The sequence below is a fragment of the Shewanella marinintestina genome (genome assembly GCF_023283845.1).
In the GTDB taxonomy this organism is placed as follows: Bacteria; Pseudomonadota; Gammaproteobacteria; order Enterobacterales; family Shewanellaceae; genus Shewanella; species Shewanella marinintestina.
This window is the reverse complement of record NZ_JAKILC010000013.1, coordinates 56,076-71,212: the sequence shown is the minus strand read 5'-3', so window position 1 is coordinate 71,212 and position 15,137 is coordinate 56,076. Positions and strand designations below refer to the sequence as shown.

General features: G+C 42.9%; 16 protein-coding genes. 9 read left to right on the top strand and 7 right to left on the bottom strand.

The features are described from left to right. The first annotated feature begins 151 nt into the window (after positions 1-151). Positions 152-1,405, top strand: a complete 1,254-nt coding sequence (locus tag L2747_RS14425) for a mechanosensitive ion channel family protein (RefSeq protein ID WP_248999717.1) — start codon at positions 152-154, stop codon at positions 1,403-1,405. Positions 1,406-1,476: 71 nt separating this feature from the next. On the opposite strand, the gene L2747_RS14420 is transcribed toward L2747_RS14425, so the two are convergent. Further along, positions 1,477-2,103, bottom strand: coding sequence for a LysE family translocator (locus L2747_RS14420; RefSeq protein WP_248999716.1), 627 nt, complete (start codon positions 2,101-2,103; stop codon positions 1,477-1,479). Positions 2,104-2,180: 77 nt separating this feature from the next. Continuing rightward, positions 2,181-2,732, bottom strand: a complete 552-nt coding sequence (locus L2747_RS14415; RefSeq protein ID WP_248999715.1) for a lysophospholipid acyltransferase family protein — start codon at positions 2,730-2,732, stop codon at positions 2,181-2,183. Positions 2,733-2,856: 124 nt separating this feature from the next. Between L2747_RS14415 and L2747_RS14410 the strand changes: the two genes are divergently transcribed. Continuing rightward, positions 2,857-3,279 (top strand): YybH family protein, encoded by a 423-nt coding sequence (locus L2747_RS14410; protein WP_248999714.1) that lies wholly within the window; start codon positions 2,857-2,859, stop codon positions 3,277-3,279. Positions 3,280-3,434: 155 nt separating this feature from the next. Here the strand turns inward: L2747_RS14410 and L2747_RS14405 are convergent, their stop codons facing one another. Together L2747_RS14405 and L2747_RS14400 are read right to left on the bottom strand one after the other, a co-directional pair. Beyond that, positions 3,435-4,202, bottom strand: a complete 768-nt coding sequence (locus tag L2747_RS14405; RefSeq protein ID WP_248999713.1) for an NRDE family protein — start codon at positions 4,200-4,202, stop codon at positions 3,435-3,437. Positions 4,203-4,283: 81 nt separating this feature from the next. Further along, a complete protein-coding gene (locus tag L2747_RS14400; protein WP_248999712.1) occupies positions 4,284-5,870 on the bottom strand; it encodes a metal transporter in 1,587 nt (528 codons plus the stop codon). A gap of 217 nt (positions 5,871-6,087) precedes the next feature. Between L2747_RS14400 and L2747_RS14395 the strand changes: the two genes are divergently transcribed. Then, on the top strand, positions 6,088-6,684 hold the full coding sequence (locus L2747_RS14395; RefSeq protein WP_248999711.1) for a YhgN family NAAT transporter: 597 nt from the start codon (positions 6,088-6,090) through the stop codon (positions 6,682-6,684). Positions 6,685-6,837: 153 nt separating this feature from the next. Then, on the top strand, positions 6,838-9,003 hold the full coding sequence (locus L2747_RS14390; RefSeq protein WP_248999710.1) for an MGH1-like glycoside hydrolase domain-containing protein: 2,166 nt from the start codon (positions 6,838-6,840) through the stop codon (positions 9,001-9,003). Between the two features lie 33 nt (positions 9,004-9,036). Here L2747_RS14390 and L2747_RS14385 read toward each other — a convergent pair whose 3' ends face one another. Beyond that, complete coding sequence (locus tag L2747_RS14385; RefSeq protein ID WP_248999709.1) at positions 9,037-9,597, bottom strand: chorismate--pyruvate lyase family protein; 561 nt, start codon at positions 9,595-9,597, stop codon at positions 9,037-9,039. Between the two features lie 150 nt (positions 9,598-9,747). Here L2747_RS14385 and L2747_RS14380 point away from each other — a divergent pair, with 150 nt between their 5' ends. The 3 genes from L2747_RS14380 to L2747_RS14370 all read left to right on the top strand — a co-directional run bounded on the left by L2747_RS14380 (position 9,748) and on the right by L2747_RS14370 (position 11,866). Next, positions 9,748-10,149 carry a flagellar basal body-associated protein FliL gene (locus L2747_RS14380; protein ID WP_248999708.1) on the top strand — a complete coding sequence of 134 codons (402 nt, stop codon included), beginning with the start codon at positions 9,748-9,750 and terminating at the stop codon, positions 10,147-10,149. 55 nt (positions 10,150-10,204) lie between these two features. Then, complete coding sequence (rlmF, locus tag L2747_RS14375; protein WP_248999707.1) at positions 10,205-11,362, top strand: 23S rRNA (adenine(1618)-N(6))-methyltransferase RlmF; 1,158 nt, start codon at positions 10,205-10,207, stop codon at positions 11,360-11,362. A gap of 132 nt (positions 11,363-11,494) precedes the next feature. Next, entirely contained in the window at positions 11,495-11,866 is a 372-nt protein-coding gene (locus L2747_RS14370) for a nuclear transport factor 2 family protein (protein WP_248999706.1), read from the top strand. A gap of 23 nt (positions 11,867-11,889) precedes the next feature. Here L2747_RS14370 and L2747_RS14365 read toward each other — a convergent pair whose 3' ends face one another. Together L2747_RS14365 and L2747_RS14360 are read right to left on the bottom strand one after the other, a co-directional pair. Beyond that, positions 11,890-12,795, bottom strand: coding sequence for a substrate-binding domain-containing protein (locus tag L2747_RS14365; RefSeq protein WP_248999705.1), 906 nt, complete (start codon positions 12,793-12,795; stop codon positions 11,890-11,892). Positions 12,796-12,842: 47 nt separating this feature from the next. After that, positions 12,843-13,685, bottom strand: coding sequence for a formate dehydrogenase accessory sulfurtransferase FdhD (locus L2747_RS14360; RefSeq protein ID WP_371985927.1), 843 nt, complete (start codon positions 13,683-13,685; stop codon positions 12,843-12,845). Between the two features lie 284 nt (positions 13,686-13,969). Here L2747_RS14360 and L2747_RS14355 point away from each other — a divergent pair, with 284 nt between their 5' ends. Together L2747_RS14355 and L2747_RS14350 are read left to right on the top strand one after the other, a co-directional pair. Further along, positions 13,970-14,437: a DUF3305 domain-containing protein gene (locus tag L2747_RS14355; protein WP_248999703.1), complete on the top strand. Its 468-nt coding sequence runs from the start codon at positions 13,970-13,972 to the stop codon at positions 14,435-14,437. Continuing rightward, the gene (locus tag L2747_RS14350; RefSeq protein ID WP_248999702.1) at positions 14,434-15,081 is read left to right on the top strand and encodes a DUF3306 domain-containing protein; all 648 of its coding nucleotides are present in this window, start codon (positions 14,434-14,436) and stop codon (positions 15,079-15,081) included. The genes L2747_RS14355 and L2747_RS14350 overlap by 4 nt, the downstream gene beginning before the upstream one ends. Positions 15,082-15,137: the final 56 nt, after the last annotated feature.

Genomic DNA, 15,137 nt, shown 5'->3' with positions numbered 1-15,137 from the left:
GTTGTGAATCTTTGGTTTACAGTCAACCAACAGTGCTAAAATGACTGAAATAATAGATATTTGTAACACCTATGTTGTTATTGCTTTGTGATGATGTAGGCTGGTTTTAAATAGTTTGATGCGCAAAATTTAGCGCAGTAGGAGAAAGGTTTTGGACCAAGAGTTACGAGCGGGAATTGCTCAGTGGTTAACTAATATGGGCATAGATACCCAGCCTTCAGATGGTATCTCAAGCACTATTATGGTGATAGCGTGTTTAATTATTGCTTTCGCTGCTTATTTTTTTGTTAAACGTGGTGTGGTTACCACCATGAACTTGGTGATCCAACGTTCAAAAGCCCATTGGGACGACATCTTTATGCGCCACCAGGTGCTGGAAAAGATGGCTATTATGGTGCCGATTCTTATCCTAAACATCTTGCTGCCATTGGCACTAAATGATCATAAGGTGCTTAGCAGTCTGAGTGACCGATTTCTAGATGTGACTATTGTGGTGTTGTTCGTCCGCGCGATTTATAGCGCATTGGACGCTGCCAATGAAATTGCTGATTATAATTTAGTGAGCCGTCGACTACCGATTAAGAGCTTTGTGCAGCTGGCTAAGCTGTTTATGTTCTTTGTGGCTATCATCATCTCTATCTCGGTGTTGGCCGACCAGTCTCCAGTGTATTTCTTAAGTGGTTTAGGTGTCGCGACCGGTTTAGTCATGTTGGTATTTAGAGATACCATTTTAGGCTTTGTCGCAGGTATTCAGTTAGCGGCTAATCGCATGGTTAGCCCTGGTGATTGGATTGAAATGGATAATTACGGTGCTAATGGTACGGTAGAAGAGGTGTCGTTAACCACAGTTAAAGTGCGTAATTTTGACCAGACCCTGACTATGTTGCCTGCATACTCATTAACGTCCGGCTCGTTTAGAAACTGGCGCGGTATGTCTGAATCTGGTGGGCGTCGTATTAAACGTGCGGTGCAGATCGATATTCAATCGGTGCGTTTTTTAACTGAAAGCGACATGCGCAGTTTGAGTAAGATTAACTACCTTAAAGATTATTTCTCATCAAAGTCGGCAGAAATCATTACCTATAACGCTCAAGTTGAAGATGCTGAAATGTATGTTAATAGTCGTCATTTAACTAACTTAGGTACATTCAGAGCTTATATCCAAGAGTACTTAACTCAGCATGATAAAATTCGTAAAGATATGACCTTGATGGTGCGCCAACTAGCGCCAACAGAACTCGGGGTACCGATTGAACTGTATATTTTTACTAATGATACGCGCTGGGAATTTTATGAAGGGATTCAGGCGGATATCTTTGATCATATCTTTGCCATATTGCCAGAGTTCGATTTAAGGGTTTATCAAGGTCCAACTGGAGCAGATATTCGCAGCTTAAGACATTAACGGTGTGTTAGCCCGCAACCAATACAAATAAGCCAGCTTAATGCTGGCTTATTTTTCTGCTTAACTTTGTATTAGTTTTCTCGAGAAACTAAAATAGCTGCTAGAGCCACAAATACACCACCGCTGGTTCTATCAAACCAATGCAGTTTATTACTTGATTTAAGTGTTGGTGCTAATACGTTAGCCATGCTGGCGTAAATCATCACAAAGCTGAAATCAACCACGGCCCAAGTCGTGGCCAAAATGGCTAGCTGTGGTCCTTGTGGCGCACCGATATCAATAAACTGTGGAAATAGCGCAGCAAAGAAAAGTAGATCTTTTGGATTACTAATACCGACGAAAAAAGCCTGTTTAAATAGCTGCTTTGGCGTACCTTTCCCTTCAATATTTTTGAGCTCTAAGCCTTTGCCATCGCCTTTAGTGAGTAAGAGTTTTACCCCTAAAAATAGCAGGTAAGCTGCGCCACACCATTTTAAAATAGTAAAGCCATATTCAGTTGCACTGAGTAATGCACCTAAACCTGCTGCAGATGCCATCATCAATATTAGCGCTGAAGTGACACTGCCAAATGCAGTAGCTATGCTGCGGCTTTTACCGTAATGAATGCCATGCCCCATAGATAAAACTGCCATCGTACCCGGTGAAACGGCAATTAATAAGATGGCAAAAAGGTAGAGTAACCAGGTATCGAAGCTCATAGGATTTTATACAATTTTAAAAGACTGGCAGCACTATAGCCGCCAGTCATAATTTAGGCAATTGTCTCGGTAGGTAGCTAAAGGGTAAAATCGGGAATGAGTTTAGGGTGACGACCTTCGATCGAGCGATAAAAGTCGATGATTTCATTCATATCTTGCTCAATATCACCAGTAGGCATTTTACCATCAGCAATAACTACGGTTTTTTTAGCAAAATCCAAGCCGACGGTAACAATTGGGACTTGAGCCTTATTAGCGATATGGTAAAAACCTGTTTTCCAGCGAGTGACTGGGCTACGAGTGCCTTCAGGGGCTAAGGCTAAACTAAATTTAGGGTTAGTTTTAAATAGATCAGCTACAGCATCAACGAGGTTATTACTTTTACGTCTATCTACAGGTGTGCCACCAATAGCCTTAAAGAACCAGCCCCAAGGCGGAATAAACAGTTGGTGTTTACCTAAAAAGTTAATTTGCGCACCTAAAACACCGCGGGCGATGACGCCGATAATAAAATCCCAGTTACTCGTGTGTGGTGCGACAATCGCAATAAACTGTTTATCTTTGGGTAAGTCGCCGGAGATCTTCCAGCCAATGAGCTTAAACAGCCCTTTACAAAATATTTGAAACATATAATGAAACCTTCCGGCCTTTTTATGGAGTATTGTTGCTATATGCGGCTTTGGCCAATTGTTAGGTTGTAAGACGCTTAATTAAGGTATAGTACACCCAATAAAGCCAGACTGGAGAGTGGCAATGTTTAAAAAAGCAATTAGTGTCGTATTGTTGTGCTTAGCTTTTAACGTCAATGCGGTACCAACAGATGATATTGCGAGTATTTTGGCCGAACAAGAAGCTGCATGGAACCGCGGTGACTTAGATGCCTATATGCAAGGCTATTGGAATAACGAAAAAATGCGTTTCGTTTCTAATGGTAAATTTCGTTATGGCTGGGAAGAAACGCTTGCTGCCTATAAGAAACACTATCCAGATAAAGCGACCTTAGGCACGCTGACCTTCACGATTAAAGAAACTAAAATGCTCAGTAATTACGCCGCGATAGTGGTTGGCCGCTGGTCATTAGAACGCGCTAAAGATAATCCTAACGGCGTGTTTACTTTACTCGTTGAGAAAATTGATGACCGCTGGGTGATAACCCATGACCATACTTCTGATTAAGCCAGTTCGACTGAATAACGGGAACCAGCTTAGCTCGATTTGAAATAAAAAGGAGTTGTTATGGCATTTCTATTAGCTACCGCAGTACTGGTTGTTGGTTCACTTTGGCTGATTGGCAACGCTTCGCTACGTCAGACCAACGGAAAAGACCTAAATTAAGCGAGAATATTCGGTTCGATAAAGAACTCTTCTCTACCCAAGTTACGGCCTTTGCCGTCATATCTCACCTCCGTGAAATGCAGTTTTCCTTGCTGATCTTTTAGAATAATGCTGGTTGAGCGGGTACCGTATTCTTGATGCTTAATGTAAATCGACGATAGATGGCGTTCCCATTCTAGGCTGACACCTGTAGTTGGTAGCTCTGTATCAGGGGCTTGAGTATTGTCTGTCATAATGGATAGCAGAGCATCAACATCGGGGGTAAGGTTAGTAGAAAGATGTTGCTCTATTGCTTGTGTACCACGGGCCATTTTGGGCCAAATATCATCAAGTGCACCGTTGCTAATAGAGTGATATCCGGGGCTAAGTTGTATTAGTGTTTTGCTGCGGCTGTCAAAGCATTGTAGTAGATTTTCATCACCAAAAAGTAGATTAAAAGGATTATAGAAACGACTATAGTCTTGTAACCATTGATGGTTGATTCCATCGGCCGTTAAGGCTTTTAGCACTAACTCACCGCGGCTTTTCATATCATTTTGATTCAATTCAGGTGCGCGGATATTAGTAAGACCAGCCATTTTCCCTTGTTGACTAACTCCTAGCCAAGTGCCGCCAGCTTCTAGATCTTTACCTGCTAATAATGATGCTTGTTCTGGCCAAAAATGGGCGGCTTCTGTGGGTCTATGATGAAATTCGTCTCTATTTGCACAGATGATTAACGGATATTGTGGATGGGTTTGTAGCGCTACAAATAGTATGCACATATAGGCTGCTCGATTCTAAGTCATGGCTAAAGACTAATCCCCATGACTTAGAAAAGCTAGAACCTATAGTGAGACTTGGTACTAGTGATGATGCTTATGTTTGTGCTCATCATGGCTATGGCTATGCTCGTTGGCGTGCGAATGTCCGTGATCATGTGAATGGGCATGTGTTTTTGGCTTAAGCAACATTAATCGGCTTAAGAACTTACGAGGCCCTAATCTAAGCAAGCTAGTTGCAAATAAAATAGCCACTATGACTAAACAGATATTGTTTAGCATTGCAGGCAAATGCACCATGGCTTGCCATTTAGGATGTAATAACTCAATTGCACCTAGTAAGGCGATAAGCAGAGCAAAGAGGCTAGCTTTTTGTGTCCAATTCATCAGTTTCAACTGGGCTAAATTAAATATTGGTGCTGCGATTAATGGCAACATCACCGCTGTTGTTGTCCAGCCACTATAAGCTAATGATAGCGATAATACTGCCGCGCCTAAATTACAGAAGCGCATTGGTAAGAACACTAAAAGTAGTACGATTACTTGCACTAGCGGGCTTGATAACGGTACTGCTGGGTGACCAATTAAGTTAGCTAACACTAAGCTTAGTAAAATCCACGGGGCGCTTCTATCGACTAAATGCGCGAAGCCAAAACGCCATGCTGAATTGGGTAGATGGTCGTGAGGATCGGTAGGTTCAACATTGCAACGGGTTAGCTGCCAACCAATTGCCAATACCGAGACTGCCTGTAGTAAAGCAAACATAGGGCCTAGTAATAAACCAGTGATAATAATGGCTTCTGGGCCGAGCAGACGTTGTAACCAAAGACGACCAAGCTGCTTATTATGCGGCGTAAGGCCAAAGTGATAACGCAAGCTTGCTACGGCATAAGCAAGTAATAGTACTGGCGCTATGGTCAGCATCCAGTCGAGTAAATGTTCGGTAGAATGGCTATGGTGGTGATGCTCGTGGCCACCTGAATCCATCATCAATAATAAAACCAGCAATACAATACCGAGCAAGCTACCAATGCCTGCTTGGTATTCAAACTTGCCTTGCTTATCTGTATCTGGCGAACCATGAGGCTGATGCAGCACTACGTGCAAAATAGAGCCAGTTACAAATGCTTGTAAGTAAACAGTATTTTCAAGGCTTAAATGAGACAGTAGTTGCTCGCCAGCAAAGTAACCAAAGCCAGTTAGTAGCATCATTGCGGCCAGCACTGCCATCGCCCAGCGGCTGCCAAGTTGCGGTTTAAGCAGCCACCAAATAGCAACACCCACGGGTAGCCTGTGCAAAATAATACCTAGCGCTAGCAAAGGCGAGTTACCTTCTTGCTGCGCTAAGATCATTGCGCCACCATCAGTAATGGTATGCAGCAGCAAGCCACCAATACCTAAAAATAGGGTTAGGTTATGGGTCACTTCTGAATAACGATGGAACAGTTTCTCACTGAGGGTTGGCCCCCACATGCCTATTATCACAAAGACAATCGCAAGGAATCCGCCATGCTCTAGTAGTTCTGGCAGTATATGGATCAGCACTAAGCCGCCCAGAGATACGAAAATAAATCCGTCTAGGCCTTTTTGTAGTCCATTACCTTCCGAAAAGAATCGGTAAAACAGTGGACCGAGTAATAGTGCAATACAGCTAGCTATGAGATACAGCATTGAGTTCCAAATTAAACTGGCAGCGCGAAAAAAACGCCATAGTATACCAGTGTTGTAACGAATTAGCAGAGCGCAATGTTTAATTTACATTGATATTCAGTCACAGCTAATTAAAGTATATTGTGAATTTTTATGGTGTTAGTTGCTGGTTATTTGTTAGTTTGTCGGTAACGCAGTATAGAACATTACCTTTTACGACGATTAGAATCATTTATCTATGGATACTTTCTCAGCCGCAGTCATGTTATTTCTTATTATGGATCCGTTAGGTAACTTACCTATATTCGCGTCCATACTACGCCATATTGAACCGAAAAAACGTCGACGAGTGTTGATCAGGGAATTGCTGATAGCGCTGGTGATTATGATGTTATTTCTGTTTGCCGGTGAAGCCATTTTAAGCTTCCTTAACCTACGTACTGAGTCCGTTAGTATTGCGGGCGGTATTATTTTATTCCTTATAGCTATCCGTATGATCTTCCCGCAACCCGGTGGAGTAGTTGGTTTAGCTGCAGGTGAAGAGCCTTTTATTGTACCAATGGCGATTCCTTTGATGGCTGGCCCATCGGTGTTAGCTGCACTCATTTTATTGGCACACACCGACAGCACCCGAATGACTGACTGGACCATAGCTTTGTTATCCGCATGGGGAGCCAGTGCGGTGATTTTATTATTCTATAAGCTATTTACCAAAGTTTTAGGCGAGAAAGGCCTAACAGCGGTTGAGCGATTGATGGGGATGGTTTTAGTGATGATTTCGGTGCAAATGTTCCTTGATGGTGTGGCCAATTATATTAGCCATACCGGCCTTTAAACCGCGTAATTCGATTTAAGTTGGCTCGGTAACTACGCCAAGTCAGCTTTGGTTACTATGATTATTGGCGCAGTGGTTGCGCTGAATGAGCTTGCAGAACAAAATTTAGCCTGTAATACTCTGGATATAATATCCAAAAAAAAATAAAAACTCATGCTTAACTGCCTTTTACTGTGTATTGCTAGCCTTTCGAGTATCGACTCTCCTGACTATCACAATTTACTGCCTTATCAGGGCACGCCAGCATCAATGGAAGCTAGAGATGCTAAAGGTAATTTAGCAATAGGTTCTGTCTATACCGATATGGGGGCTTGGCATGGTTTTCACCTGCCCGATAATGCTGATTATTATGGCAGTTTTACTGGACCACTTTTCATTGCACAAGAATACAGCCTGCATCTAAGCGATAGCTTGCAGCGTTTGCAGTTAATTAATTTAGATAAAGACGAGTTTATTGCATTTGAAAGTGCTAGTAAGGTTGAGATCTACAGCCAGCCTGATGGTCTGGTTCAGTCATTTACTTGGTCAGATCTGCAGGTTAATTTAAGCCTAAGTTATAGTGATAACCGCACCGCAGTGATCCGTACCGAGTTAATAAATCTGTCTCATAAGCCACAAAATTGGCAACTTGTCTGGCATGGTACTCCCTTTGTTTCGCCCCCCTCGCTACCGAGTTATGACTTAGTAAAACAAGTACAAACCACTGCAAACTATATTCGCTGGCAACTTAACCCAGTAATGGATACTTGGCAGATCCAATTGGCGGATGCCGAGTATGAGTTATGGTTTGATCGTGATATTAACATTATGCCGAACGACAAATCAGGTTATGGTGCCATTGCAGAGCCTATAGTTATCGAAGCAGGAGAACGGCATAGTTTTTTATCGGCTCAGCGCTATTTTCATACTCAAGCAGAGCGTATCGCACATAAACAGCCTGATTGGCAGCTGATTGAAACTCAGCTTATTAATAATCGCAGTAAGTGGCAGGCAAGGCTTGATAATCTTATGCAAGGTGGCGATAAAAATGTACGCCAACTAGCTGTAAAAAGTATGATGACCCTGCTGCATAATTGGCGTAGTCCTGCTGGTGCTATTTTACATGATGCGGTCACACCATCAATTACCTACAAATGGTTTAATGGTGTTTGGGCTTGGGACACCTGGAAGCAGGCTGTGGCTTTAGCTCGTTTCGATACTGATTTAGCCAAATCCAATGTGCGCGCTATGTTTGATTACCAATTTACCGCGCAAGATCCAGTTAGGCCACAAGATGCAGGCAATTTACCCGATGCGATTTTTTATAATAAAGACGCAGAGCGTGGTGGCAAAGGCGGCAATTGGAATGAACGTAACGGCAAGCCTCCACTAGCCGGTTGGGCAGTATGGCAAATATATCTGCAAGATAAAGATTTAACCTTTTTAAAAGAGATGTACCCCAAATTAGTGGCTTATCATGAGTGGTGGTATCACAACAGAGACAACAATAATAACGGTCTTGCTGAGTACGGTGCTAATTTACATCCAATGCATTTGAATCAAGACGGCACAGTTAATATTGAAGCTGTTATTGAGGCTGCTGCATGGGAGTCTGGAATGGATAACGCGCCAAGGTTTGATGTTGATGGTGAGTTGTCGATATGGCAAAACAGCCGTGCGGATCAGCTGGTTGGTTACTCTGTGTCGCAGGAGTCTGTTGATCTGAATGCCTATCTGTATGCTGAAAAGCGCTTTTTACAGCAGATAGCAGAAGTATTGAATTATGCGGATGTGCAGAGGTGGGATGTTGAAGCGACTAGGTTAGCTAAGCAGATCCAGATGCAAATGTACGATCCTGAGTCAGGGTTTTTCTATGATATTCGTTATAGAGCAACTGGCAGCCAATTAATGATCGCGCAAGGAAAAGGTGTTGAAGGCTGGTTGCCCTTATGGGCCGGCGCTGCTAGTAATGCTCAAGCGAAGATTATTGTTGAACGCCATTTAGCTAAAAACCAGTTTGGTACTCTAATTCCGTTTCCGACCGTTAGCGCCGACAGCCCTAATTTCGCGGCTGCTCAATATTGGCGTGGCCCGGTTTGGTTAGATCAGGCGCTATTTGGGTTGCAAGGGATAGAGCGCTACGGTTATCGATCACAGGCGCGGTTACTGGCAAACCAACTGATTAGTCAGGGGGAAGGGATATTAGGGCAAAGTCCAATTCGAGAGAATTACCACCCACTTACTGGAGAGGGGTTGCATTGTACTAACTTTAGCTGGTCGGCTTCGGTGCTATTACTGATTTACCAGTCATGGTTAAACAATATAGATAATGCTGACTAAACGCCCATATTAGGGCGTTTTAAATAGGTAAAGTTATAGTTTTTCAATTGCCTGTTGCGCGGCAGGTAAGAAAACCTCACTCACAACCAATTGTTCGGTTTCATATTGAAAGTAGCGGCGACGCCCCCAAAGCGGGCCGCTAACATCTTGCTGCAGTGACTCGGCTAATTTGGCTATCTTACAACACGCTTCAAAGTGGGCGACTTCGATTTTTCCCGGTGTAAATTCGTCGGCAGAATAGAGAAGTTCACCTAGTGGTCTAACGCCTAGGCCTAAAAATTCTTGCTGTTTTTTCTCGAGTAGTTCACCGGGAATTAAAGTACGGGCAAAGACCCAAGGTGTTCCATCTAAAATCAGCAATACTTCTCTCACCCACATACTTTTGTTGCCAAAAGATTCTTCTAATGGAGCCAAAGTGTCTTCGCCAAGAATTTTGACTTCAAAGTGCTGGCACTGTTTTTTGAGTTTTTGGGTTAAGCTACACGTGCTTAATAGCCACTCTTGAAAGGGCTGCTTGGGTAAGTTGGTGATTTTTTCTGGTGAAAACCATTGGATTGATTCACCATAAGGAAAGCTTAACCTAGTCACAGTCATCTAATTCTCGGTACAATACAGCAAACCGAAGCAGTCTAGCATGCCCGTAGCGTTGCAGGTAGACATTGTCAGTTTTGGCCGTTGATGATGGCGTTAAAGTACATGGACAGAAGTTATCTCATCGAATCTAGACTAGGGAGTCAGTGTAAAATGAAAATAATCATCGCTGTATTACTTTTACTGCTATCTAGCAGTATCAATGTATTTGCTGCAGACGACAAAGCACTAGAAGAATACGCTTACTATGGCTTTGAGCCTGAGATCGTGACTAACTATATTGCCAATAGAAAGAAGCTTGGCTATGTCAGGATCAGCGTTGAACTTATGGTTAAAAAGCCTGAGCAACTCGTGAGCCTTGAGCGACACGATCCACTTTTACGAGCTGCTATTGTTGAAATATTGGGTAACCAAACCGAAGACAAGGTCAAATCATTAACGGGTAAAGAAGAGATCCGTCGTGAATGCTATGAAATGATAAACCGTCTTTTAGAGCAAGAAGTGGGTGAGCCTTTAGTGGTTAATTTGCTGTTTACTAAGTATCTATACGATTAATTTTGATGCAAATACGATTGTGTTTGTGTTCTTTTAGGTGTCAGTGCGTTAAATCATGAACCAAAAAAACAAATCTGCTAATGCAGTTAACAAGCCGACTAAGGCTTCGACACCTAAACGTGAGCCTGCCGATAAAAAACGTGCAAAGGTTGGGAGCTTTACAGCTAAAACTCAAGCTAAAGCGGGTAAGCAAGTGCCAGCTCATACTAAGTTAAAATCTTCACAGCCAACGAAAACGTTACATCCAAGAAATTTACATAATAATGGTTATGACTTTGTGGCACTTATCGCTGCATTTCCAAAGTTAACACCGTTCGTTAAACCTAATCCTTATGGCAACTTATCAATTGATTTCGCTGATCCTCAAGCGGTTAAAATGCTTAATGCAGGCCTATTAAAACTGCATTACGGTGTAGAACATTGGGATATACCTGCAGGTTTCTTGTGTCCACCTATCCCCGGACGAGCTGATTACATTCATTACATTGCTGATCTATTAGCAGTCGATAGCGGTAATAAAACACGGTTAGCGACAGGGGCAAGGATTCGCGCTTTAGATATAGGCACGGGGGCGAATGTTATCTATCCGCTTTTAGGTATTCAATCTTATGGGTGGGATTTTGTCGGTAGTGATGTTGACCCGCTATCAATTGATAATGCGCAGCAGATTTTTAATGCTAACGATAAGATTAGTAATAAGTTTAGTGCCAGACTACAAACTAATGTACAGCAGGTTTTTAGTGGCATTATTCAAGCGAATGAACGTTTTGATGTGACTTTATGCAACCCACCATTTCACGCTTCATTAGCCGAGGCTAGTGAAGGTACCACTCGTAAGCTTAAAAACCTTGCCGCAAATAAGGCGGCTAAAGGTACCGCAAAGCCAGTTGCTAAATTGAGCTTAAAAAAATCAGATTCAGTACTTAATTTTGGCGGCCAAAAAGCTGAGTTATGGTGTGAGGGAGGCGAGCAAGCATTTTTAAAGTTGATGATTAACGAGAGTCGTCAATTTGCGGCGCAGTGCTTGTGGTTTACCACCTTAGTGTCTAAAAAGGATAACCTTAAACCCGCCAAGAGATTACTGCAACAAGTCCAAGCGACAGAAGTGAAGGAAATTGAGATGCATCAAGGCAACAAGATTACCCGGGTGTTGGCTTGGACGTTTTTAAAACCTGAGCAGCGGATCCAATGGCAAAAATTTCGCGACGCATAGGGCTAGCGCTGACAGCTTTTAAAACAAATAGATTAGCTTAAAACCAAATAAGCGTTTGAGCTATTTTAAAAAATCCAAAACTTATCCTAGACTAAGATCAGCACTTCTCATTGGGGATAGTTGGATTCTATTGTGAATTTCAGACTAGAGAACTTACTTGTAGAGCTAGAACTGTACCTACAAAAACCGGAGGTACGTAGCTCCTGCTCTGAATTAACTCGACTTGTGAGCGAAGACTTTATTGAGTTTTCGGCTACTGGCTGTAGTTTCGGAAAGCAAGAGATTCTAGCGAGGCTGCCAGATGAACGGGCACCACTTATCGAGTCGAGTCAGTTTGTAGTGAGAGAGTTAGCTGAGGATATTTGCCAAGTCACCTATCGTGCTAAATTAAAAAAAGCCGATGACAATGTCATCAGCTTTTCTATTCGTAGCTCTATTTGGCGTAAGCAGCAAGATTTATGGCAATTAGTGTTTCACCAAGGGACTCAATGTAAGCCCTTTTAATCTCGATAGGCTAAAAGCAGAGCTTATTGACCATTCCAGAGTAATTTACCGCAATCGGTTAAGTCATACCCACCTAACGTTGCTGCAAGTTGCTGAGTTTGTGGCTCTGCCAGTAAATTAAATAGTCGCTGTAGCTGACGTCTAAAGTAAATGCCTTGCGGCATAACAAAATCAAATGACTCAGTGACTAACGGTACAAAACTTAAACCACTTTCTAGTGCGACCGACTGACAACCAAAACCGATATCGGCATTGTTACGAGCAATATAACCCGCCAGTTCTCGCTCACTTTGCGCAACAATGCTCGAGTTCAACTCTTCAAAAGAAGCGCCTTGCTTCATTAACCATTGTTCAAGGTGTTGTTGGCTACCCGCACCAGCTTGGCGTGCTACCCAGCGCCATGACTGTTGCGACACTTTGTCTAACTCTTGGCAGCGATGGTGCATATCAGGCCGCATCATCAAGCCTTGTTTACGGGTATAGCCGTGAACCATGACCCACTGTTGGTGGTTAGCATAGCCTTGTAACAATGCTGGGTGACGTACACTGCGTTCTTCAACGCTGCCCCAGTGCAGAGTACATACATCAGCGTAGCCGCGAGAAAGCAAATCCAAGCCTAAACGTGAGCCGGTTGAGCTGTAACTTATTAGCTCACTTTTGCCCACTTGTGACATCATTCTTGCCACAAGCATAGATAACAAAGGATCATCGCTACCCGTGATATGCATACGGTCTGACAACATGCCGCTATGGCATGAGTCCATCACCCATCGATCAATCAAGATCTTTGGGAACAACCATTTACCAGTGATTTTAGTCGCCGGTAGAATGCGATCATTAGCCATTGAGTAGACTTTCTTCTCATTGAGATCTAGGTACTCAGATACCTGTTTGGCACTCATATAGATCAGTTCAGTCGGCTCAGTCATTGTTAATCCTTGTCACGCAATTTATGGTTGTCTTTAGGTTGTATGGTTTAAGAAAGAGCATCAAATTCAATATTCTCTGCACCGTTATAAATTAAGAAGTGGCGACCTTTGGCACGAGCGATCATAGTGATGCCAAGTTTCTGCGCCAGCTCTAAGCCCATTTGGGTTGCACCACTGCGCGATAGCACAACTGGAATGCCCATCTTGGCAACTTTAATCACCATCTCAGAGGTTAAGCGACCAGTGGTATAAAACAGTTTGTCGTTACCGCTATCTTGGTTGAGCCACATTTCGCCAGCTAACGTGTCAACTGCATTGTGACGGCCGACATCTTCAACAAAACCAACAATTTGATCTTGGTGGCATAAGCCGCAACCGTGAACAGCACCAGCATTTTTATAGGTTTCATTGTAAGCGCTGATATTTTTTAACAGGCTATAAATCATGCTTTGTTTAAGCTGTGGTGTCGGCAATTCAATATCATCTAGACCTGTCATAAAGTCACCATAAACAGTGCCTTGACCGCAGCCCGTAGTTACGGTTTTTTCTGATAGCTTTTCATCTAGGTTTTCAATTTTTTCAGCAGTAATAATAGCAGCAGAGTTTACATCCCAATCAACAATGACAGACTCTAACTTATTGATGTCAGATATAAAGCCTTGATTTTTAAGGTATCCAAGAGACAAGGCTTCGGCGCGCGCGCCTAATGTCATTAAGGTGACAATTGGCTGCCAGTTTAGATAAACAGTAAGCGGGCGTTCACAAGCAATGAATTTATCCACGGTTTCGCCATTCTCATTGACTGCGGTTACCGCAATAGTCAGAGGGACGTTAGTATCGGTTTTAATTAACTTTGGATTGCTTTTATGTGCTGTCATATGACCCATCATCTGATAAAGAAAATAATTGCGCCTAGTACTAAGCAATATCTATACCTAAATGTATAGGGAGTTAAAGTTAGTGGTTGATCACATTTTTACTGCTAGGGTCGCCCTTTTATGTCCTACCTATAATTGCTATTTAGACAAAATGTCCTAGTCTTTGGATGGAATAGTTGATCTAGTTCAAACTATTTAATTGATATTGTATGGCACATATATTGCTTTAACTTAAGGGAGAATTTATTTAGTGGGACTGCTATGTCGGCAGCCACCTCAGGCAAGACGGAGACTGAATGCAACATACCGAAAGCCAATGGCCAATGTACGTTTCTCTTAAAAAGACAGAGAAGCAAGTCGGAAGATGGACCTCAGTACAGTGGGAAGTCGATCAGATGCTTCCTGCTACCCACGCTGCACCTGAGGGTGCCAACTTAGTCCTACTTGAGCTACATAAAGATGAGCGCGGTAGTTACCGTATCAATATTGATATGGATAACGCTATGCTTTACATCGTTTGTGATGAAAACGAAGAAGGCGAGTGGAAGCCTGTAGCAATTTCAGCCGATCAGAATGTTGCGGCCGGTTGTTTAGAAGCAGACACACCAGTGTTAAACATTCCTATGCCGAAGGCTATTGCTTGCTGGATTGAAGCCTTTATTACTCGTCATGGCGAGGTTGAAATTTGCGCACACCGTCGCAAACATGTTAACCGCCGTAAGAACGAAGGCCCAAGCACAAATCATACGGAAGATAGACTATGAGCGGCTTTTTATCTCGCTGGAACCTGCGTAAGCAACAGGTAGAAGCTGAGGGAGAAGCAGAAGTTGCTGCGGCAGAGGAGGCTGCGCAGAAGTTGGCTGAAGAGCAGGCGTTAGCAGCACAAGAGCAAGCTGAATCAGAGCAAGTTGCAGAAAACGCTCTGCAACAATCGACTGATGAAACACGAGTAGAAGCAGATCCTGACAAAATTCTAACTGCTGAGGACCTACCCGATCCTGAGAAAATCGAAGTCGGTGGCAGCTTTGCTAGCTTTATGGGCGCCAATGTTGATCCAGCGACTAAGTCTGCAGCACTAAAAGCCCTTTGGAAGCAGCCCCACTATAATGAGATTGATGGACTGCTTGAGTACGCTCTTGATTACAGTAATCAGCCTCTTCTAACACCAGATGTATCGGCAGAAATCGCTAAAAAAGTCTTCCGTCATATGGTTAAAGACAAAGATGAAGAAAAGTTAGAACAAGACGAATTAGACGTATCAGATGAGATGATTGCGGCTGAAAATTCTGTTGAAAATAAATCTTTAAGTGATACTGACGCAGTATCGGACATTTTGGACGCTCAGCAAGATAGCTTGTCCCAAAATGAACCAAAAAGCAGCGATGTGCCAACTGGAAAAGTTGTTTAACGTCACTATAGAGTGTTTTTAATTCCACAAATTTGGTATGTGATTTGCTGTATTAG

Excerpts from the sequence above, each read along its gene's own strand:
- L2747_RS14420 (WP_248999716.1), bottom strand. The coding sequence starts at position 2,103 with ATGAGCTTCGATACCTGGTTACTCTACCTTTTTGCCATCTTATTAATT.
- L2747_RS14415 (WP_248999715.1), bottom strand. The coding sequence starts at position 2,732 with ATGTTTCAAATATTTTGTAAAGGGCTGTTTAAGCTCATTGGCTGGAAG.
- L2747_RS14410 (WP_248999714.1), top strand. The coding sequence starts at position 2,857 with ATGTTTAAAAAAGCAATTAGTGTCGTATTGTTGTGCTTAGCTTTTAAC.
- L2747_RS14405 (WP_248999713.1), bottom strand. The coding sequence starts at position 4,202 with ATGTGCATACTATTTGTAGCGCTACAAACCCATCCACAATATCCGTTA.
- L2747_RS14400 (WP_248999712.1), bottom strand. The coding sequence starts at position 5,870 with ATGCTGTATCTCATAGCTAGCTGTATTGCACTATTACTCGGTCCACTG.
- L2747_RS14395 (WP_248999711.1), top strand. The coding sequence starts at position 6,088 with ATGGATACTTTCTCAGCCGCAGTCATGTTATTTCTTATTATGGATCCG.
- L2747_RS14390 (WP_248999710.1), top strand. The coding sequence starts at position 6,838 with ATGCTTAACTGCCTTTTACTGTGTATTGCTAGCCTTTCGAGTATCGAC.
- L2747_RS14385 (WP_248999709.1), bottom strand. The coding sequence starts at position 9,597 with ATGACTGTGACTAGGTTAAGCTTTCCTTATGGTGAATCAATCCAATGG.
- L2747_RS14380 (WP_248999708.1), top strand. The coding sequence starts at position 9,748 with ATGAAAATAATCATCGCTGTATTACTTTTACTGCTATCTAGCAGTATC.
- rlmF (WP_248999707.1), top strand. The coding sequence starts at position 10,205 with ATGAACCAAAAAAACAAATCTGCTAATGCAGTTAACAAGCCGACTAAG.
- L2747_RS14365 (WP_248999705.1), bottom strand. The coding sequence starts at position 12,795 with ATGACTGAGCCGACTGAACTGATCTATATGAGTGCCAAACAGGTATCT.
- L2747_RS14360 (WP_371985927.1), bottom strand. The coding sequence starts at position 13,685 with ATGATGGGTCATATGACAGCACATAAAAGCAATCCAAAGTTAATTAAA.
- L2747_RS14355 (WP_248999703.1), top strand. The coding sequence starts at position 13,970 with ATGCAACATACCGAAAGCCAATGGCCAATGTACGTTTCTCTTAAAAAG.
- L2747_RS14350 (WP_248999702.1), top strand. The coding sequence starts at position 14,434 with ATGAGCGGCTTTTTATCTCGCTGGAACCTGCGTAAGCAACAGGTAGAA.